The 19,397-nt window shown below is 70.0% G+C and carries 19 protein-coding genes and 1 tRNA gene; 12 read left to right on the forward strand and 8 right to left on the reverse strand.

Annotated elements, in window-relative coordinates; genetic code table 11:
* Positions 1 to 94 precede the first annotated feature (94 nt).
* The 3 genes from ATK36_RS18980 to gad all read left to right on the forward strand — a co-directional run bounded on the left by ATK36_RS18980 (position 95) and on the right by gad (position 2,680).
* Positions 95 to 694 (forward strand): NADPH-dependent FMN reductase, encoded by a 600-nt coding sequence (locus ATK36_RS18980; RefSeq protein ID WP_211291904.1) that lies wholly within the window; start codon positions 95 to 97, stop codon positions 692 to 694.
* Positions 695 to 792: 98 nt separating this feature from the next.
* Positions 793 to 1,215, forward strand: coding sequence for an organic hydroperoxide resistance protein (locus ATK36_RS18985; RefSeq protein WP_098512771.1), 423 nt, complete (start codon positions 793 to 795; stop codon positions 1,213 to 1,215).
* Positions 1,216 to 1,288: 73 nt separating this feature from the next.
* Entirely contained in the window at positions 1,289 to 2,680 is a 1,392-nt protein-coding gene (gad, locus tag ATK36_RS18990) for a glutamate decarboxylase (protein ID WP_098512772.1), read from the forward strand.
* A 75-nt stretch (positions 2,681 to 2,755) separates the two neighbouring features.
* On the opposite strand, the gene ATK36_RS18995 is transcribed toward gad, so the two are convergent.
* Entirely contained in the window at positions 2,756 to 4,603 is a 1,848-nt protein-coding gene (locus ATK36_RS18995; protein ID WP_098512773.1) for a S9 family peptidase, read from the reverse strand.
* 39 nt (positions 4,604 to 4,642) lie between these two features.
* On the opposite strand from ATK36_RS18995, the gene ATK36_RS19000 reads away from it, so the two are divergent.
* On the forward strand, positions 4,643 to 5,386 hold the full coding sequence (locus ATK36_RS19000; RefSeq protein ID WP_098512774.1) for a methyltransferase domain-containing protein: 744 nt from the start codon (positions 4,643 to 4,645) through the stop codon (positions 5,384 to 5,386).
* Between the two features lie 535 nt (positions 5,387 to 5,921).
* On the opposite strand, the gene ATK36_RS19005 is transcribed toward ATK36_RS19000, so the two are convergent.
* The 3 genes from ATK36_RS19005 to ATK36_RS19015 form a co-directional block, all read right to left on the reverse strand.
* Positions 5,922 to 5,995, reverse strand: a tRNA-Pro gene (locus ATK36_RS19005).
* Positions 5,996 to 6,027: 32 nt separating this feature from the next.
* Positions 6,028 to 7,008 (reverse strand): metallophosphoesterase, encoded by a 981-nt coding sequence (locus ATK36_RS19010; protein WP_211291905.1) that lies wholly within the window; start codon positions 7,006 to 7,008, stop codon positions 6,028 to 6,030.
* A 366-nt stretch (positions 7,009 to 7,374) separates the two neighbouring features.
* Positions 7,375 to 9,522 (reverse strand): transglycosylase domain-containing protein, encoded by a 2,148-nt coding sequence (locus ATK36_RS19015; protein ID WP_098512775.1) that lies wholly within the window; start codon positions 9,520 to 9,522, stop codon positions 7,375 to 7,377.
* Positions 9,523 to 9,872: 350 nt separating this feature from the next.
* On the opposite strand from ATK36_RS19015, the gene ATK36_RS19020 reads away from it, so the two are divergent.
* Positions 9,873 to 10,166, forward strand: coding sequence for a WhiB family transcriptional regulator (locus ATK36_RS19020; RefSeq protein WP_098512776.1), 294 nt, complete (start codon positions 9,873 to 9,875; stop codon positions 10,164 to 10,166).
* Between the two features lie 78 nt (positions 10,167 to 10,244).
* Here ATK36_RS19020 and bagB read toward each other — a convergent pair whose 3' ends face one another.
* From bagB to ATK36_RS19035, 3 genes are read right to left on the reverse strand one after another with little or no spacing between them, the layout of a single operon-like run.
* Complete coding sequence (bagB, locus tag ATK36_RS19025; protein WP_098512777.1) at positions 10,245 to 11,360, reverse strand: ATPase BagB; 1,116 nt, start codon at positions 11,358 to 11,360, stop codon at positions 10,245 to 10,247.
* Positions 11,360 to 12,364 carry an ATPase BagA gene (bagA, locus tag ATK36_RS19030; protein ID WP_098512778.1) on the reverse strand — a complete coding sequence of 335 codons (1,005 nt, stop codon included), beginning with the start codon at positions 12,362 to 12,364 and terminating at the stop codon, positions 11,360 to 11,362. The genes bagB and bagA overlap by 1 nt, the downstream gene beginning before the upstream one ends.
* 22 nt (positions 12,365 to 12,386) lie before the next feature.
* Positions 12,387 to 12,635 (reverse strand): hypothetical protein, encoded by a 249-nt coding sequence (locus ATK36_RS19035; RefSeq protein ID WP_098512779.1) that lies wholly within the window; start codon positions 12,633 to 12,635, stop codon positions 12,387 to 12,389.
* A 171-nt stretch (positions 12,636 to 12,806) separates the two neighbouring features.
* On the opposite strand from ATK36_RS19035, the gene sp36 reads away from it, so the two are divergent.
* The 7 genes from sp36 (at position 12,807) to ATK36_RS19075 (ending at position 17,708) form a co-directional block, all read left to right on the forward strand.
* On the forward strand, positions 12,807 to 12,968 hold the full coding sequence (gene sp36, locus ATK36_RS19040; RefSeq protein WP_098512780.1) for a Sp36 family protein: 162 nt from the start codon (positions 12,807 to 12,809) through the stop codon (positions 12,966 to 12,968).
* Between the two features lie 10 nt (positions 12,969 to 12,978).
* Positions 12,979 to 13,434 (forward strand): RidA family protein, encoded by a 456-nt coding sequence (locus ATK36_RS19045; RefSeq protein ID WP_098512781.1) that lies wholly within the window; start codon positions 12,979 to 12,981, stop codon positions 13,432 to 13,434.
* The gene (locus ATK36_RS19050) at positions 13,434 to 14,066 is read left to right on the forward strand and encodes a hypothetical protein (protein ID WP_098512782.1); all 633 of its coding nucleotides are present in this window, start codon (positions 13,434 to 13,436) and stop codon (positions 14,064 to 14,066) included. The genes ATK36_RS19045 and ATK36_RS19050 overlap by 1 nt, the downstream gene beginning before the upstream one ends.
* Before the next feature lie 37 nt (positions 14,067 to 14,103).
* On the forward strand, positions 14,104 to 15,243 hold the full coding sequence (locus ATK36_RS19055; protein WP_098512783.1) for a hypothetical protein: 1,140 nt from the start codon (positions 14,104 to 14,106) through the stop codon (positions 15,241 to 15,243).
* A 612-nt stretch (positions 15,244 to 15,855) separates the two neighbouring features.
* A complete protein-coding gene (locus ATK36_RS19065; RefSeq protein ID WP_098512784.1) occupies positions 15,856 to 16,680 on the forward strand; it encodes an NUDIX hydrolase in 825 nt (274 codons plus the stop codon).
* Positions 16,681 to 17,457 (forward strand): MBL fold metallo-hydrolase, encoded by a 777-nt coding sequence (locus ATK36_RS19070; RefSeq protein WP_098512785.1) that lies wholly within the window; start codon positions 16,681 to 16,683, stop codon positions 17,455 to 17,457.
* Positions 17,454 to 17,708 (forward strand): glutaredoxin family protein, encoded by a 255-nt coding sequence (locus tag ATK36_RS19075; protein WP_098512786.1) that lies wholly within the window; start codon positions 17,454 to 17,456, stop codon positions 17,706 to 17,708. Before ATK36_RS19070 ends, ATK36_RS19075 begins: the two co-directional genes overlap by 4 nt.
* 637 nt (positions 17,709 to 18,345) lie before the next feature.
* On the opposite strand, the gene ATK36_RS19080 is transcribed toward ATK36_RS19075, so the two are convergent.
* A complete protein-coding gene (locus tag ATK36_RS19080; protein WP_245914892.1) occupies positions 18,346 to 19,305 on the reverse strand; it encodes a DNA polymerase III subunit beta in 960 nt (319 codons plus the stop codon).
* Between the last annotated feature and the right edge of the window lie 92 nt (positions 19,306 to 19,397).

The following is a 19,397-nucleotide window of genomic DNA, read 5'->3' on the forward strand; positions in this document are numbered from 1 at the left end:
GATACTGGTCCTCCACTTAACTGGAGCAGTTAGCCTGGGAAGGTCAGGCGGCGAGACCACTTTCGGGTGGTTGTGGTGGGAAGGAACGGTGGCCGTGACGTCAGCCAGCCCGGTCCGGGTGCTCGGTATTGGCGGTTCGCTGCGCGACGGCTCGCAGTCGGAGCGGGCGTTGCGGATCGCGCTCGGCGCGGCCGGGGAACTCGGGGTCGAGACCGAGCTGATCCCGGGCCCGCAGCTGGTGCTCCCCTTCTACGACGCGGCCGTCTCCGAGCGGACCGAGCAGGCGGAACGGCTGGTCGAAGCGGTGCGCCGGGCGGATGGGGTGATCGTGGTTTCGCCCGGTTACCACGGTGCGCTGTCGGGGCTGGTCAAGAACGCTCTCGACTACATCGAGGATCTGCGCGAGGACACCCGCCCTTACCTGGACGGCCGCGCGGTCGGCCTGGTCGCCGTCGCCCACGGCTGGCAGGCGGCGGTCACCACGCTCGAACAGCTGCGCACGATCACGCACGCGCTGCGTGGCTGGGCCACTCCGCTGGGCGGCTCGATCAACGCGGCGGAGACCAAGTTCGACGAGGCCGGCGGCGCGTCCGACGAGAAGGCCCTGCGCACGCTGCGGCTCATCGGCACGCAGGTCGCCGAGCATGCGTTGCTGCGCTCGCGCCGAGGGGATCCGCCCACCCGCCGTTCGTAGTGAGAACTGCCATCCCCGGCACTGAATCGTGGGTGCGGGGCGTTGCTCTCGTCGAGACGCTTCGCAGCGAGGCGTTCCGACGAGGAGGTAGGCAACGGATGGCTGACGCGATTTACACCGCAGCGGCGACCGCACGCGGAGAAGGCCGCAACGGCGAGGTGACCTCGTCCGACGGGGTGATCGACGAGTCGTTGGCGATCCCGAAGGAGATGGGTGGTCCCGGCGGGGACAAGACCAACCCGGAGCAGCTGTTCGCGGCCGGCTACTCGGCCTGTTTCCTCAGCGCGCTCCAGTCCGTCGCCCGGCTGGCGAAGGTCAAGCTGCCCGCGGCCACGGTGACCGGTGAGGTCAGCGTGTACAAGCAGGAGGTGGGCTTCCAGCTCGGCGTCCGGCTGAACGTGTCGCTGCCCGGACTGGCGCAGGCCGACGCGGACCAGCTCGTGGCGCAGGCGCACCAGGTCTGCCCGTACTCGAACGCGACCCGCGACAACATCGAGGTGGCGCTGAGCACCACCGTCTGACCCGTTCGGTTCGCGGCACCCCGCACCCGCCTGCGGGGTGCCGCCCGCGGCCAGCCGCAGTAGGTTCACAGCCATGGTGCTGCATCAGGGGAACACACAACGGGCGGACCGGAAACCGGGCACGAATCCGATGTACGCGGGCGCGAATCCGGCGCTCGCCGCGGAGTTCACCATGCCGCACGACAAGCTGCGCGACGATTCGCTGCCGCCGGACACCGCCCTGCAGCTGGTGCGCGACGAGCTGATGCTCGACGGCAACGCGCGGCTCAACCTTGCCACCTTCGTCACCACGTGGATGGAGCCGCAGGCCCGCGAGCTGATGGCGGACTGCGTCGACAAGAACATGATCGACAAGGACGAGTACCCGCAGACCGCCGAGCTGGAGCGGCGCTGCGTGAACATCCTGGCCGACCTCTGGCATGCGCCCGATCCGGCGAACATCATGGGCTGCTCGACCACCGGATCGTCGGAGGCCTGCATGCTGGCCGGGCTCGCGCTCAAGCGGCGCTGGTCGAAGCTCGGCCGCACCGGCAAGCCGAATCTGGTGATGGGCGTGAACGTCCAGGTGTGCTGGGAGAAGTTCTGCGAGTACTGGGAGGTCGAGCCGCGCCTGGCGCCGATGTCGGGCGACCGCTACCACCTTTCCGCCGAGGAAGCGGTGAAACTCTGCGACGAGAACACCATCGGCGTAGTGGCGATCCTCGGTTCCACCTTCGACGGCAGTTACGAACCGGTGGCCGGGATCGCCGCCGCGCTCGACGAGCTGCAGCAGCGCACCGGGTGGGACATCCCGATGCACGTGGACGGCGCGTCCGGCGCGATGATCGCCCCGTTCCTGGACGAGGATCTGGCGTGGGACTTCCGGCTGTCGCGGGTGGCTTCGATCAACACCTCCGGGCACAAGTTCGGCCTGGTCTACCCCGGTGTCGGCTGGGTGGTGTGGCGGGATCGCGCGGCGCTGCCCGAGGAACTGGTGTTCCACGTCAACTACCTCGGTGGCGACATGCCGACTTTCGCGCTGAACTTCTCCCGCCCCGGCGCCGAAGTAGCCGCGCAGTACTACACCTTCGTCCGGCTCGGCCGGGAAGGTTTTCGTGCGGTGCAACAGGCTTCGCGAGACGTGGCCACGTATCTGTCCGCGGCGATCGCCGCGCTGGGGCCGTTCGAGCTGCTCACCCATGGCGACCAGCTACCGGTCTTCGCGTGCACCACCCGGCCGGAAGTGACCGCGTTCGACGTGTTCGACGTTTCCCGCAAGCTGCGTGAGCGTGGCTGGCTGGTGCCTGCCTACACGTTCCCGGAGGACCGGACCGATCTGGCGGTGCTCCGCATCGTGGTACGCAACGGGTTCAGCCACGACCTCGCGGATCTGCTGCTCGCAGATCTCGCCCGGGTGCTGCCCGAGCTGCAGAAGCAGGACCGGCCGGAGCACGACCGTTCCGTCTCCACGGCATTCCACCACTGAGCGTTCCGCCCGGTTCTCGATTGCCGCACCGGGCCTGGGCCGTCCGGGCCGGGGAAGACCCGGACGGCCCAGTGCTCAGCGCAGGCCGAGCGCCCGGAGGGCGAAGCAGACCTCGATCGAGGTCTGCTTGATCGTTTCGGCGATCACCAGCGAGCCGTGGCCCGCGTCGTAGCGGTAGAACTCGTGCGGAGCGGCTCGGGCGCCGAGGCGGTCCAGGTAGTTCTCGATCTGGCGGATCGGGCAGCGGGGATCGTTGTCCCCGGCGAGTACCAGCACCGGGGCGGCCACCGCGTCGACGTAGGTCAGCGGCGAGCATTCCCGGTACACCGCCGGCACCTCGGCCGGGGAGCCGCCGAACAGGGCGCGGTCGAACGAGCGTAGCTGCTCCATCTCGTCCTCGTAGGCGGCCACGTAGTCGGCCACCGGCACCCCGGCCACGCCGGCCGCCCAGCGGGTGGGCTGCGTGCCCAGCGCCAGCAGGGTGAGATAGCCGCCCCAGGACGCGCCGTTCACCACGCATTTGTCCTTATTGGACAGTCCACTGGAGACGGCCCAGTCGTGCACCGCGGCGACGTCCTCCAGCTCGGTCAGGCCGGGGCGGCCTTCGATCGCGTCGCGCCAGGCCGAGCCGTAGCCGGTGGAGCCCCGGTAATTCACCTCGACCACGGCGAACCCGGCGTCCAGCCAGGTCGCGCGGTAGGCGGAGAACCGGTCCTCGTCCGCCGCGTGCGGTCCGCCGTGCAGGGAGAACACCGTGGGCAGCGGCCCGTCCGGCGCCCCGGCGGGGCGGGAGACCAGCGCGTGGATCCGGCCGCCGACGCCCTCCACGAACGCGTCGGCGACCGGCGAGGAGCCCGGGGCCGGTTCGCCGGGTGGCTTCAGCAGCACCGAATCGGCACCGTCGGTGGTCCGCACCCGCACCGCGGCCGGCTCGGCCGCGCTGGACCAGGAGTACTCGATGCTGCCGTCCGGACGCACCCCCGCGCCGCCGATCCGGCCCGGCGGAGTGTCTACAGAGGACAGCTCGCCGGTGTCGAGGTCGTAGCGGTACAGCGAGCTGCGGGCCTCGTGGAAATGCACCACCAGCAGCGCGCGGGCGTCCGGGTACCAGTCGGCGACGACCTCGCCGGGCAGGTCGATCTCCAGCTCGGTCTCGGTGCCCGCCCGCACGTCCCACAGGAGCAGCTCCTCGCGGCCGCGGCGTTCGTGCAGGACCAGCAGCCGCTGGTCGCCGGGCACCGGGGAGAACTCGAGCGCCTGCAGGCCCTTGCCCTCGCCGTCCCACTTGTCCGCGACGGTGGTGAAACCTTCGGTGGACAGCACTCGCAGCGCCGGGTGCCGGGAGTCGCCGTGCTCGGAGTGCGTGATCGCCAGCAGGCTCTCGTCGCGGGACAGCGAGGCGATGCCCGCGTCGTCCTTGTGCTGGTAGAAACGCTCGGTGCGGCCGTCGATTTTCGCGAACAGTGCGCTGCCGTCGTCGGTGGAGACGCCTGCCGCGATCACCCTGGTGCCGATTTCCAGCCCGGCCGGGTAGCCGTCGTGGACGTCCGGCAGCGCTTTGACCGCGGCCGAGCTGTCCCCGTCGAAGGGCTGGCTCCGCCAGGAGCCGAACTCGTCGCCGTCGGTGTCGTCGAACCACCAGATCCGCGAGCCGTCCGGCGACGGGGTGGCGTGCAGGGTGCCGTTGGGGCGGTCGGTGACGCGGCGGTGACCGTCGGTGGCGCGATCCCACGCGTAGACCTCCCACACGCCGCTGGCGTTGGAGACGTAGATGTTCGCGCCGGGGGCGTCGCGGGCCCACTCGGGTACCGAGATGCGGGGTGCGTGGAAACGGGCTCGCCAGCGGTTTTCGGGTTCGGCCTCGTCGAACAGGCGGTCCGGGACCACTGCGGACGGATACTGGTTGCCTGACTGCGTGCTCACCCCTCGATCCTGCCACCTTCTGGCCGTACTGTGTGCGGAGTGCTGGAGGGTTACGTGCCGGGTCACGGTGAGGATGCGTGGTCGATGATGGCCGCGCGCACCGCTGCGGAACGAGCGGCGTTCGCCCGCCCGCTGTTCGCCCCCGGGATGCGCGTGCTGGACCTGGGCTGCGGCCCCGGCTCGATCACCCAGGACCTGGCCCCGGACGCGCACGTCATCGGACTGGACACCTACCCCGCCGTGCTCCCCATTTCGTCCACAGTGGACTACATCGCCGCCAGCGCATACGCCCTGCCCTTCCCCGACGAGTCCGTCGACGCGGTCTTCTCCCACGCCCTCTTCGAGCACCTGGCAGAACCATTGGCCGCACTGGCCGAAATCCGCCGCGTCCTGGTCCCCGGCGGCCGACTCGCACTGTCCACTTCAGACTGGAGCCGGGCCAGGGTCCACCCCCGCAGCGCCAACGTCGACGCCGCCCTGCGCGGCCACTACCTGATCCGCCGCCGCGCCGGCGGAAACCCCTTCGCCGGCCGCACCATCGGCACCCTGGTCGCCGAAGCAGGCTTCACCACCATCACCGAACGCTCCCGCTTCCGCGAAGACCTGCCCTACCGCTCACTGGCCACCTACATCGAATCCCGCCTGGCCGCCGCCCTCGCCACCCCCGCCCACCCCGACCGCGTCCAGCTCACCTACGCCGCCCGCTCCGCCTGGTCCTGGACCCGCACCGCCGGCCCCGGCGATTTCCTCCAATGCTGGCAAGAACTAACCGCCACCCGCTAACCCCACGCAGCACTGCAAAGGCCACCTTCAGAGCCACCGGGGTACCAGGGTCCCGGCAAAGTCGGTGTGAGGGCCCTGCGCAGACTGCGGAGGTCCGTGAAGGGTCTGTGAAGGTCTGTGAAGGGACCCTTCACGGACTCTGAGTCTGTGAAGGGTCCCTTCACAGACTTCGGGACAGGTCTGGCGCACAGCGCGAGGTGGTCGCGCCTCGAATAGCTCCGCATCGTGCGTTGCCGGGCGTGATCGACGAAGAGGGCAGGTGTCGTCGATGATGACGCGGCAGCCACGGCTCTCTCTGCTGATCAGGGGGGCCTCGACCAACTTTGTCGGCCCCCTGGCCCCAGCGTCCGTGAAGGGCCCCTTCACGGACTTAACCAGCCCCCACACCGCAACCGAACTCACCAACCCGCCCACTACCGGGGGTCCAGGGGGCTCGCCCCCTGGCGGGGGTTCGGGGGTCCGACCCCCGAAAAACACCGAGGGGCCCGCGAAATCGGCGCTTCCTGCCGATACACGGACCCCACGGGACCACTCGTCGGGGTGGCGGGATTTGAACCCACGACCTCCTCGACCCGAACGAGGCACGCTACCAAGCTGCGCCACACCCCGAGATACTGCTGTTTAACGGGTCGTGGAGAAGTCTAGCGGACGGGTTTTCCGGTCTTGCGGCGGGCTGGTTTCCGGGGGTCGGTGGTCCCGGATCCGCGGGGGACCAGCGTCAACAGGCTGGCTTCGGGTGGGCAGGCGAAGCGGGCGGGGGCGTAGGGGGAGGTGCCGAGTCCGGCGGAGACGTGTAGCCACATGTCGGCTCCCCAGCGGGAGGCGCCGCGGGCGCGGGTGCGGTCGAGTTCGCAGTTGGTGACGAGTGCGCCGTAGCCGGGGAGGCGGAGCTGGCCGCCGTGGGTGTGCCCGGCGAGGACGAGGTCGTATCCGTCGGCGGCGAAGGTGTCGAGTACGCGGGGTTCGGGCGAGTGGGTGACGCCGAGGCGGACGGCCGCGGTCGCGTCGGCCGGGCCGGCGATGTCGGAGTAGCGGTCGCGGCGCAGGTGCGGGTCGTCGACGCCGGCTGCGAATACTGCCCGTCCGCCGACGTCGACGGTGTGGCGGACGTGGGTGAGGTCGGTCCAGCCGTGTTCGAGGAAGGCCGCGCGCAGGTCGCGCCAGGGCAGCTGGTTGCCGTGGATGCGTTTCTTCTTGCCGAGGGGCATGAGGTAGCGGGCCGGGTTCTTGGGTTTCGGTGCGTAGTAGTCGTTGCTGCCGAAGACGAACAGCCCCGGCCGGTTGAGCAGCGGGCCGAGCGCGCGCAGCACCGAGGGCACCGCGGTCCGGTGCGAGAGGTTGTCCCCGGTGTTCACGACGAGGTCGGGCTCGAGTTCGCCGAGGGCGGCGACCCAGCGTTGCTTGCTCTGGTGTCCGGGCAGCATGTGCAGGTCGGAGACGTGCAGGATGGTGAACGGCCGGGTGCCGGGGGCGAGTACGGGCAGTTCGGCGGTCCGCAGCGTCCAGCGTCGCCGCTCGATTCCGACTGCGTAACCGAGGGTGGCGGTTCCTAGGGCGATGGTCCCTACGGCCAACCGCTTCGCGTTGTCTCCGGACGTCCTGGCATTACCGAGCGTACTCACGACCTGGAGGATACGTGTTCGGACGGGTCGCCCGCTGCGGCCGGTGGTTCACGGTTTTTGACCTGCCCCGCTGGTGCGACGCCCGGCGCTGGGGGAGCGGCCAGGATCAGGGCTCGACGCGGAGGCCGAACGGTGCTGGCCGCAGCCCTGTGGCGTCAGCGCCTGGGAACAATTCCGTTGGTCTCGCCGTCAATTGCTGTTCACGGCCAGGGGAATGGTGGAATGTATGGCCGCGAGGGTTTGTCCGGTGGAAGCGTAACGGCGGCCGCGAAAACATTCCCGGCCGCCTGTCTCTGACCGCTGCAACTGAATTCGGGGTGCGCAGGCTCGATTTTCATCCAGCTCCGCGCACCCCGATTAGCTACCTCAATGCCCCGTGTACTTCGGATCCTCCGGCGGCAATTGTGCGATCGGCTGGTCGCCCAGAATGTTCTTCATCGCCCCGAACCAGGTCTGTGCCGGGGTCACACCACCGAACATGTTGGCGTTGCTACCGCAGGTGGTGACATTGCCGACGCCGTTGAAACACAAGCCGCCGCTGCCGGTGGTGCGGAAGACCATGGCTGCGCCGGCCAATTGCGGAGTGCCGGCGACGAAGGTGGCCGAGCCGTTGTTCTGTGAGGTTCCCGTCTTGCCGATCATCGGGCGGTCCCAGCCCACTGCGGCGGCCGCCTTCGCCGAAGTGCCGCCGGGCTGGTCGTCCTTGCTCATGCCGATCGCGAGGGTGTTCGCGAGGCCTTCCGGGACGACCTGCTCGCATGCTTCTTCCTTGACCGGCACGGTCTTCCCGTCGCGGCCGGTCAAGGATGCCAGTGGCGTCGGTGGACACCAGACGCCGCCGCTGAGCAGGGTCGCCGCCACGTTGCCGAGTTCCAGCCCGCTGGTCGGGCTGAAGCCGAGGGTGAACGCGCCGTAACCGGGGGTCTTGTCGGTCGGCCCGTACGCCTTCGACTGCGGCACGCTCTTCGGGTCCTTCGGATCCACCTCGGCACCGTTGGTGTCGCTGGCCATTGTGTTGCGCATGCCCAGCTTGGTCGCCATGTCGATGACCGGTCCGGTGCCGCCGAGCCGGTCTTCCAGTCCGACGAACGCGGTGTTCGGCGAAGTCGCCAGTGCCTCCTGCAGCGAACTCGAACCGGGGGAGTTCTTGCTCGCGTTGCTCACACAGTACCACTTGGAGTTCAGCGGCGGCCCGGTCGGCGGGCAATGTGAGCCACCACCGGTGAACACGTGTGAGGTGTAACTGCTGCCTACCGGGATGTTGCTGTAAATCCCGGCGATGCCCTGGTTCAGCACCGCCGCCGAGGTGAAGATCTTGTAGCTCGATCCCGCGCCACCGGTGTTGTAGACCCCGGAGGGCAGTGCGAAGGTCGTCTGCCCCTGATCCTGGTCGATGCCGTAATCCCGGTTGGCCGCCAGCGCGACCACCTCGTGCCGGTCCTTTCCGGGTTTGACCAGCGAAAGCGTGTTCGCCACATTCTTCTGTGTCTTGGACACCTGGGTCTCCGCGGAGACCTTGGCCTCGTGGTTGGCCTTTTCGTCCAGCGTGGTCTTGATCGTGTACCCGCCGGTGTAGAGCTGGTCCTTCGACATTCCCGATTTGATCAGGTAATCCTCGACGTATTGGCAGAAGAACCCGTTCTCCGGCCCGGCGCCGGTGCAGTTCGCCGAGGGCTTGGCCGGGGTGTCCGGGGTCACGCCGAGTGGTTCGGCCTTGAACCGGTCCGCGTCCGCCTTGGCCAGCTTCTGGTTGCTGACCATTCGGTCGAGCACCAGGTTGCGCCGCTTGGTGGCCTTGTCCGGGTGGTTCCACGGGTCGTTGACGATCGGGTTGTTCACCAGCCCGGCCAGCAGCGCGGCCTGCGGCACGGTGAGCTTCTCCGGCGTGGTGTCGAAGTAGGCGTGCGCGGCGGCCCCGATGCCGTAGATCTGCCGGGAGAACTCGACCACGTTGAGGTAGCCGGTGAGGATCTGGTCCTTCGACAGCTTCGTCTCGAGGTTGATCGCGATGCGGGCCTCTTTGAGCTTGCGCGAGAGGCTCTGCTCGCGCGCTGTGTCCTGGCCCGCCTTGTCGTCGCGGTAGACGACGTTGATCAGGTAGTTCTTCACGTACTGCTGGGTGATCGTGGACGCGCCCTGCGTGTCACCGCCCGCGGTGTTGGACACCGCGGCACGCAGCGTGCGGGCCCAGTTCACGCCGTGATGCTCGTAGAACGCCTTGTCCTCCGCGGACAGCAGCGCCCAGCGCAGGGAGTCGTTGATCTCATTGGGTGCGACCGGGATGCGGTACTGCTTGTACAGCGTCGCGATCGGCTTGCCCCCGGAGTCGGTGACCGTCGTCACCAAGGGTGGCGGCACGTCGGCAAGATTGGACGAAGTCTGCTCGACTGTCTCGCTTGCCTGGTTCGAGATCACGCCGGCGGCGCCCACCACCGGGAAGAGGATTCCCGCGGTCAGCACCCCCGCGAGCAGGCAGAGGCCGAGGAGCTTGAACAAACCGTCCCTTTTGCGCACAGGGGCCAGGGTACTGAAGGCCCGTGGCGGTTTCGTGACCTCACACCCGCTACTGGCCGGTAAGCAGGGCAAACCGGGCGTCATTCGGGTGTGATCCGGTCGGGTACGGGAAGAGAATTCAAGTTTGGGCTTGGCGAAGGGAACCGTCGCCCCCTACAGTCCGTCAACGTCTCACGTACATGCCGACAGACGGACCAGCACGGGTGGGAGCCGTGGTGGTCCGGACGGCGGCAGCGGCACCGGGGAGGTGCCGTCACCGACGTGCGGCGCAGTGGGAAAACGCTCGCGGGGGTGGGAGCGGGGAGCTTCGCCTTCGCTGGTGCCATACACCAGATGAGGGAGCTGGGGGTATGCAGACCAAAGAGTCGAGCTGGCGGGTCAACGCTTCGTGCCGGGACGCCGATCCGGATGGATTGTTCGTCCGCGGCGCGGAGCAGAACCGGGCCAAATCCGTGTGCATGGGCTGTCCGGTCCGCACGGAATGCCTGGGGGAAGCGCTCGATGGCCGGATCAATTTCGGCGTCTGGGGCGGCATGACGGAACGGGAACGGCGGGCATTGCTGCGCCGTCGCCCGGACGTCGAAAGCTGGACCGGACTGCTCGAAGCGGCCAAACGGGACGCGCTCGCCGCCGCGGCGGGCTAGCCGCGCGTTGCCGGCCTACTCGGATCCCCGTCGCACCCGCGGCGGGGATCCGAGTTGTGCGCGGTAACCGAGCGTGCGTTACGCCGTCGTGCCCAGTGTCGTGCCGATGTCGCGTAGGCCTGCCAGGTCGTGCACGTCGCCGGCGAGGGCGGGCACCTGGACCAGCGGCACCTCCGGATGCGCGCGGGTGAACCGGGCGAGCAGCCGGTTCTCGCGCTCGGCCAGAGCCACGCGATCCGCGTGCAGGCGCAGTACGGCCTCGGCGAGTGGGGCGTTGTGCACCGATTCCGCCGCGGTCAGCGCTTCCGTCGCGGACAGCGGCGCGAGCACCGGATGCGTGCGGTTGGCCACCAGCCCGGCCAGCGGCATCGCCTCACCGGCGAGGCGCTCCACGAAGTAGGAGGCCTCGCGCAGCGCGTCCGGCTCCGGCGCGGCGACCACCAGGAACGACGTCCCGGACGAGCGCAGCAGCTCGGCGGTCTTGCGGGCGCGCTCGCGGAACCCGCCGAACATGCTGTCGAAGGCCTGCATGAACGCCGAGGCGTCGGCCAGCAGCTGGCCGCCGATGATCGTGGACACCGCCTTCGCGAACATCGAGAACCCGGCACTGACCACCTTGCGCAGCCCCCAGCCGCCGGCCTTGGCCGGTCCGGTGAGCAGCCGGATCATCCGGCCGTCGAGTGCGGTGGACAACCGGGTCGGCGCGTCCAGGAAGTCGAGCGCGGACCGGCTCGGCGGCGTGTCGACGATGATCAGGTCCCACTCGTCGGTGGCCGCGAGCTGGCCCAGCTTCTCCATCGCCATGTACTCCTGCGTCCCGGAGAACGAGGTGGAAATGGTCTGGTAGAAGGGGTTCTGCAGCAGCTGCTCGGCGCGTTCCGGGCCGGCGTGCACGCGCACCATGTCGTCGAAGGTGCGCCGCATGTCGAGCATCATCGCCCACAGCTCGCCCTTCGGCTCGAAGCCTTCGACCTGCACCTGTTTCGGGTGATTGCCCAGCTCCCGCAGGCCGAGTGCCTGCGCCAGCCGCCGGGCCGGATCGATGGTCAGCACCACCGTCTGCCGTCCGCGTTCGGCCGCACGCAGGGCCAGCGCCGCGGCGGTGGTGGTCTTGCCGACCCCGCCGGACCCGCAGCACACGATCACCCGGCTTGCCGGGTCGTCGAGCAGGGCGTCCACCTCCAGTTCCGGCATCAGCGCACCCCCTGTTCCTGCAAGGCATCGGCGAGTTCGTAGAGCGCGGCGACGTCGATCCCGTCGGTCAGATCCGGCAGCTCCAGCGTCGGCAGATCGGCCTCCGTGAGCTGCTCGCGGGCCCGCTGCTCGGCGGCCACCCGCACGGCGTGCTCCACGGTCTCCTCGACGAGCGCGTCCAGCGTCTCCTCCGGCAGGTTCAAGCCGGCCGACGCGAGCCCGGACCGCACCCGCACCGCGTCCACCCGGCCGTCCGCGGCCGCGGTCACGGAACGGGCCGGCAGCCGCGGCGGGCGGACCCGGTTGACCAGTACCGCACCCGGGCGGAGATCGGCGCCGTCCAGCTCGGCCACCGCTTCCACGGCCTCCCGGACCGGCATCTCCTCCAGCAGTGTGGTCAGGTGCACCGCGGTCTCCCCGGAGTGCAGCAGCCGGACGACGCCGTCGGCCTGGCCGCGGATCGGGCCGGTCTTGGCGAGATCGGTGAGGGCCTTGGTGACGTCGAGGAACTTCACCACGCGACCGGTCGGCGGAGAGTCCACCACCACCGCGTCGTAGCTGTGCCGGCCGTCGGATTCGGTGCGGCCGACGCACTCCTTGATCTTCCCGGTGAGCAGGACGTCCCGCAGCCCCGGAGCGAGCGTGGTGGCGAACTCGATCGCACCCATCCGGCGCAGCGTGCGGCCGGCGAAACCCAGGTTGTAGAACATCTCGAAGTATTCGAGAAGCGCCGCTTCCACGTCGATGTGCAGCGCCCGCAGCTCGCCGCCGCCGGGGACCGCGGCGATGCGCTGTTCCGCGTACGGCAGAGGTTCGGTGTCGAACAGCTGTGCGATGCCCTGCCTGCCCTCGACCTCGATCAGCAGCACCCGGCGGCCGTCCCTGGCCAGCGCGAGGCCCAGCGCCGCGGCGAGCGTGGTCTTGCCGGTGCCGCCCTTCCCGGTGACGAAATGCAGCCGGGCCCGGGTGAGCTCATCGGTCCAGCCGGCGGGGAGTGTGGTCACACTGTCAACAGTAAACCGGCGTTCAGCTGGCCAGCATCATGACGCCGACCGCAGCCACGACCGCCGCGACGAGGCTCCAGGTCACCACGCCCGGCAGCACGGTAAGGGTGAGCACGGCCACCACGACCAGCGCGGTGGCGGTCACCGTCCCGGCGATCGCGACCCGGCCCGAGTCGTTCACGCGATCGCGGCTCTTCGCCATGATCGCGAGCGTCAACGGCAGCCCCGCTACCGCGAGCGCCACCGTCGCGATGATCCGCCAGGTCTCCACGGCACCACGCTAGCGACCCTTTGCTCGGCCCGTCCGGCCCGTGCCCGGATCGAGGCGAATGTGAGGTGGCCCACACCGGCCACGATCCGTCACCCGTTCACCTGGTCGGGTGGCCGGCTTCGACGGCGGCGGTCCGGACCGGGCTTGCCCGTTTGGTTACGCTCCCGGGTCATGAGCGCGACCAAATGGGAGTACGCCACCATCCCGCTGCTGATCCACGCGACGAAACAGATCCTCGACCAGTGGGGCGAGGACGGTTGGGAGCTGGTCACCGTGCTGCCCAACTCGAGCGGCGAACAGCACGTCGCCTACCTCAAGCGGCCGAAGAGCTGAGGGGGCGGCTGTGACCTGGAGCGAACGGCTCGCCGAACTCGGTCTCGAACTGCCCGGAGTCGCCGCACCGCTGGCCGCTTACGTGCCGGCCGTGCGTAGTGGCTCGCACGTCTACACCTCCGGCCAGCTGCCGTTCGTGGACGGCGTGCTCGCCGCGACCGGCAAGGTCGGCGCGGAGGTCAGCCCCGAGGAAGCCAAGGGGCACGCCCGGATCGCGGCCCTCAACGCGCTGGCCGCGGTGCACGCGCTGGTCGGCATCGATTCGGTGACCCGGATCGTCAAGGTGGTCGGCTTCGTCGCGTCCGCGGACGGCTTCACCGGCCAGCCCGCGGTGGTCAACGGCGCCTCCGAACTGTTCGGCGAGGTGTTCGGCGACGCCGGGGTGCACGCGCGTTCCGCGGTCGGTGTCGCGGAACTCCCGATCGGGTCGCCGGTGGAGGTCGAACTGATCGTGGAGGTGCAGTGATGGACCCCGATATAGAACAGTCTCTGCACGAACTGCTGCTCCGCCTGGCCGGCCGGACACCCGACCAGCTCCTGTGGCGGTTCCGGGACTGGCTCGGCGAGGGCGCCATGGGCACCCTCGCGCGGACCCTGCCCAGGTCTTTGCTCAAGCACAGGATCGATCTGGACCAGACGGAGTACCGGCTGCTCGTGGCCGGTCTGATCCCGCACGGCGCGGACTGGCACCAGGTGAGTTCCACCCTGGGGGTAGACGACGTCGCCGAGACCCGGTACACATTCACGCGGAGTGCACCCGAATGGGTGAACTCGGTCGATTCCGTGTCCGTGCTGCTCCACGCGACCCTGCGTGGGCGCCCGGACGTGGGGGAAGTGCGGCAGAGCTGGCGGCGCCTGGGTGGCGCGGCCGGCGAGGACGGGGCCAAGCGGGTCCTGCTGGTCACCGCGACCGCGGGCCGGCCGAGGCTCACCGGGGAACTGCAGCGGGTTCTGCGGGTCCTGGGTGACGAGGAGCCCAGCGTCGAGGTCCTTCCGCCGCGGTTCGACCCTCCCGGGTACCACCGGGCCGCGCTCGCCGAAGCCGAGCTGGTCTGCGTCGGCGCCGCGGGTGCCGGTCATCGACTAGTCGCCGCGTAACGCTCGAGCCGCCAGGCGAGCTGGGAGGAGCAGAGCAATGGTGGAGGTTCACGACGGCCCGCCGATGGACGGGTTCTCGGTGCCCCTGCGTCTGCACAACTTGTTGCTGGCTGTGGCGGGCCGCATCGATGACAGCGCGCTCACCGAGGCCCGCGAGCTGATCGCCCGCGCGCACATCGACGAGGCCGTGGAACTCACGACGGGCACGTTGATCGCGGGCCGGATCCCGGTGACCTCGAACGAGCAGACCGAGCTTGCGCTCGTGCTGGAAATGAGCCGGTCGGACGCGACGCTGGCCAACGACCTGCTGGTCGAGGACGCGGAGCCGTTGCAGACGCACCGGTTCACCGGTGATCACCAGCCCGAGTTCGGTCTCGCCGAGGCACTCGACCGGACCCTCCAGGTGCTGCCGGACGTCCGTTCGGTGCACGCGGTGTGGCGCAACACCCCGGCCGGCAGCGTGCCGGGCGCGCTGCCGCAACGTGTGGTGCTGGTGGAACTGGGCCCGGAGGGCAACCCGCCCGCCGTCGCCTTCCGCGTGGACACCGCGTTGCGGCGGGCGGGCATCCGCTCGGTGGTCGAGGTGAGCGGGCCCGGCGTCCCGAAGTCCGACTACCACCAGGCCGCAGGCGCCGTCGCGACTCCGGTGTGGGTCACCGGCAGCACGCACTCGGCCCCGGATTACCGCCCGGAACCGAGCACCCCGCCGCGGGCGCCGGTGTCCCCGCCGCCGGTAGCCGAACCGGTGGCGGAAACGCCGAGCAGGCACGGCATCCGCCCGGCCGCGGAAGCGTCCGTCCCGCCGGCCCCCATCGCCCCGGTGGTGCCGATCGTGCAGAACCCGCCGCCCGCCGAGCCCGACCGCCCGGCCGTGCGCCCGGAGACCCGCGCCGAGCGCACCTCGGACCTGACCTCGGCCGAGGTCGCCCAGCTGCGGCAGGCACTGGCCGAGGACCCGGAAAAGGGCCGCGAGATCGCAGCCGGCAAGCCGAGCATGCACGAGGTCGTGGAGCTGCCCGCGCTGGACCTGGACGACCCCAGCCTCTCCGAACGGGATCGCGCCCTGCTCCGGGAACTCCACGAGGAACTGGCCGAACGCGAACGAGCCGAAGCCGCCCGTCTGCGCCTCAACGGCGCATCCCGCTCCGGCGGCGACCAGCGGTGGTCGGGTTCCTGAGCCGTCGGTTGCAGGCTGAACCGGCTGTTGCGCGTTCGGCCTGAACTTGGGTCTTTGCGCGTGTTTCAAGGTTGGAAGCTGGATGGCGGACCAGGGTGCGGAGTCTCGGCGATCGGCGTGGGTCCCGGCTGTGAGCAGACGATCGTGCGGCACGAGTTCGCCTAGCTTCCGTTTCCAATGCTGTGAAGAGGCCCTTCAAAGCATTGGTCTGGACGGGGCGCGTCAGCCGAGGGCGCGGCCATTCGGGTGTTTGGGTACCGCACCCCCGTGATGGCGGCTGGCAGTGGTCGCGTTTCCTTGCCCTTGCCCTTGCCCTTGCCCTTGCCCTTGCCCTTGCCCTTGCCCGTGCCCGTGCCCGTGCCCGTGCCCGTGCCCGTGCCCGTGCCCGTGCCCGTGCCCGTGCCCGTGCCTGCTGCTCGCGATCCTGCCTGCGGCCCGCGACCCCGCCTGCTGCCGGTGGCCTGTGACCCCATGACCCTGCCTGCAGCCCGTGGCCTGTGGCTCGTTCGGTCCGCAGGCCGGTGTGGGCCGCCCGGCCGTTTGTCCGGTGCCGGGCCGTGATGTGCGTCTGGTGGTCGGCGTTCCGTACTGGTTGCGAGGTATGTTGCCCGGGTGGATCGGCCGCGTGAGTTCGTCTTCGACATCCCTGCCCGCCCGGGCATCGCGATCCGGGACAACGCCGATGGCTCGCCGGTGCGGCCGAAGGATGCCGCGACGGTGATTCTGCTCCGCGACGCCGCGGATGGGCTGGAGGTTTTCCTGCAGCACCGCGTGCGCGGGATGGCGTTCGCCGGCGGGATGACCGTGTTTCCCGGCGGTGGTGTCGATCCGCGGGATGCCGACGCGTCCGTCGCTTGGGCCGGGCCGTCGCCGTCGTGGTGGGGCGAGCAGTTCGCGTGCGACGAGGGGCTCGCCCGTGCGCTGGTGTGCGGCGCGGTGCGGGAGACTTTCGAGGAGTCCGGCGTGCTGCTGGCCGGGACCGAGGACGCCGTGGTCGCCGACGTCGCTCCGTATCGCGAAGCGCGGAAAGCCTTGGAGCGCAGGGAAATCTCGCTCGCCGGGTTTCTCGCTGAGGCGGGCCTGACGCTGCGTGCGGACCTGCTGCGTCCGTACGCCCACTGGGTCACGCCGCGGGAAGAGCCGCGTCGTTACGACACCCGATTCTTCGTCGCGAAGCTCCCGGAGGGCCAACGTGCGGACGGCGCGACGTCCGAGGCCGACGCCGTGGGCTGGCAGCGTCCGGCCGCCGCGATCGCGGACGCGCGCGAAGGCCGCCGCGGGTTGATGCCGCCGACCTGGCTCACCTTGAACGAGCTGGAGGAGTTCGCCACCTCGGACGCCGCACTCGCACAAGCGCGCGAGATCGTGAAGACGGTCCCGAAACTGGTCCCCGACGGGGACCTGATCCGCGTCATCCTCGATCCGACGGAGGACTGAATGACCGCCCCCGCCTACGGCGTGCTGCGCCGGGTTTCCGAGACGGCGTCGGTGCTGCTGGAGAACAACCCGTCCACCATGACGCTGGAGGGCACGAACAGCTGGGTGCTGCGTGCCCCGGAGGCGTCCGCGGGGGTGGTGGTCGTCGACCCGGGCTATCACGATCTGGACCACCTGGAGCGGCTGGCGGATGTCGGCGCGGTCGAGCTGATCCTGCTCACGCACCACCACCCCGACCACATCGAGGGCGCACCCTGGCTGGCCGAACGGACCGGCGCACCGGTCCGCGCGTTCGACGCGTCCCTGTGCCTCGGCGCGGACCCCTTCGCCGACGGCGACGTAGTGTCCGGCGGCGGCCTGGAATTCCGCGTACTGCACACCCCCGGGCACACCGACGACTCGGTCTCCTTGCACGTCGCGAACCAGATCCTGACCGGTGACACCATCCTCGGCCGCGGCACGACGGTTCTGCACGACCTCGGCGATTACCTCCGTTCGCTGCGCCGTCTGATCGACTTGCCCGCGGGTACCCCCGGCCTGCCCGGACACGGCCCGGAGCTGCCGGATCTGCCCGCCACCGCCCGGGAGTACCTCGCCCACCGGGAACAGAGGCTGGACCAGGTGCGTTCGGCCTTGCAGGTGCTTGGCGCGGACGCGACACCACGACAGGTCGTGGAGATCGTCTACGCGGACGTCGACCAATCGCTCTGGCCGCCCGCCGAGGCGAGCGTGCAAGCCCAGCTGGCATACCTGCGTGCTTCGGAGGACGAACGATGACCAACGTCGAGGTCGAGTTCTACTGGCGGCCGGGCTGCCCCTTCAGCGAAGCATTGCACTCGCAACTGGTGGAGAGCGGCTTGGCCCTCCGGGAGATCAATATCTGGGCAGAGCCCGGTGCCGCCGAACGAGTTCGCGAAGTGGCCAACGGCAACGAAACCGTACCGACCGTGATCGTCGGCTCGTCGGCCCTGGTGAACCCGACCGTCGATGAGGTCCACGCCGCGGTGCGCGGGGAATCCGCAGCCTGACCACTCGTTCCTGATCACCCCTTCCGGACCGCGGGCGCCCAGCCGCCCGACTACCGACGACCCGGCGACGGTCGGCGGTGCCAGCGGTGTCGGACCGGCCGGACTGGCGTGCCGCACGGACCGGGCCTGCACCAATCCCCCTGCGTCCATCGAGCTCGCGCCAGCCAGACCGCGCCAGCCAGGCTGCGCCAACCGGCTGCGAGCCAATCCGGCCCCACCCCGGTCGGCCCCGCCCAGATCCACGCCCGTCGATGCAGCCACGTCGACCCGTCCACGGGCCGTGCCGCGTCGGTCCTGCCACACCGACCGGCCGTGCTGGACCGCGCCATCGTCGTTCGTCGGGCGATTCGGCACCCGTCCGGCCCGATTCGGGGCACGACACAATCCGCACTCGGCCATACAGCGGCGGAGCGTCTCCGGCAACCCGCCCGAGCACCACGGGGACAGCGAGGACCCTTGACGACCGCGGTGACATCGCTTCACTCCGTGTCCGCAACCTCCTTCCTCGGCAGGGCAACGCCCGGCGACGTCACCTCGGCAGCATCGGCATCAGGTAGTACGTGAGGCCCACCTCCCTTCCTCGGCCGCGGTGAGGACGCAGGCCCGTCGCCCCGGCTGGATGGCCAGCCGGATCCGCTCACTGGTGAACGGGGCCAGGGCGTCCAGCAGGCGGCGGGCGTGGAAGGTGGGTGAGCTCCGGCCACCGCAAACGTTTGCCTTCAGGGTTTCCTCCGCCTCCCCGGGTGTCCTGGCGGGCGCTCGCGCGGCGGAGGTGGGCGTCCCCGACTTCGAGGGTGAGGATCCGGCGGTCGGCCGAATAGACCCCGACCCGCCGGACGGCGGCGGCGAGATCGCCGGCGTTCAGCTCCACCTCGGTGTCGACGGTGTTCGAGGGGATCGAGTCCTCGGACAGGAACCCGGCGTCGAGTACCGCGGTGGTGACGACACCGCCCGCCCAGCTGAGCACGAATCGTCCGGCGTCGGCGTGCAGCCCGAGAGTGCCGCGGCCGTGCCGGGTGGCCTCGGTCAGCGAGGCAGCCGGGACGAGGACGTCGGTCGGATCCCGTACCGCGTGCAACGGCAGCCGGGCCACGGCCATCCGGTATCGATCCGCTGCGGCCAGCCGCAGCTCCTCGCCGGCGGACTGCACCCGTACGCCGGTGAACAACAGCAACGGGTCGTCCCGCGCGGCGGTGCCCGCCACCGTGCGTACCGCGGAGGCCAGCACCGCACTATCCACTTCGGACAGTTTGGGTGGTGGGCCGGTGTCCTGGTGAAGATCCCGGTCCTGCAGCGGCAGCGCGAATCGCGCACCCTCCGTCCGTATCACCAGCCGGCTGCCTTCGACGACCAGCCGGGTCTGGTCGACGTCGAGCATCCGCAGCGTTTCGGCGAACGGCGCGGCCGGTACCAGCACCTCACCGTCGGTGTGCGTGGTCGCGGGACTGGTGAATCGCACGGCCAGCTCGTGGTCTCCGCCGGAGACCACGAGACCGCTTGCGCTCGCCCGCAAGCGCAGCCGAGCCTGCCGCGCGAGGAGTCGTACCGCGGCGTTCGTGACCGCTGCCAGCGGCCGCACGAGGGAGGTCAGATCCATGCCGGCCAAGCTAGCGACAGCCACCGACAAAAGCTCGCGCCCGTTTTCGGAAATGCGTGCTGACCTGCGGAAAATTGACCGGAGCGAAAGGG

The sequence above is a fragment of the Amycolatopsis sulphurea genome, assembly GCF_002564045.1.
Taxonomy (GTDB): domain Bacteria; phylum Actinomycetota; class Actinomycetes; order Mycobacteriales; family Pseudonocardiaceae; genus Amycolatopsis; species Amycolatopsis sulphurea.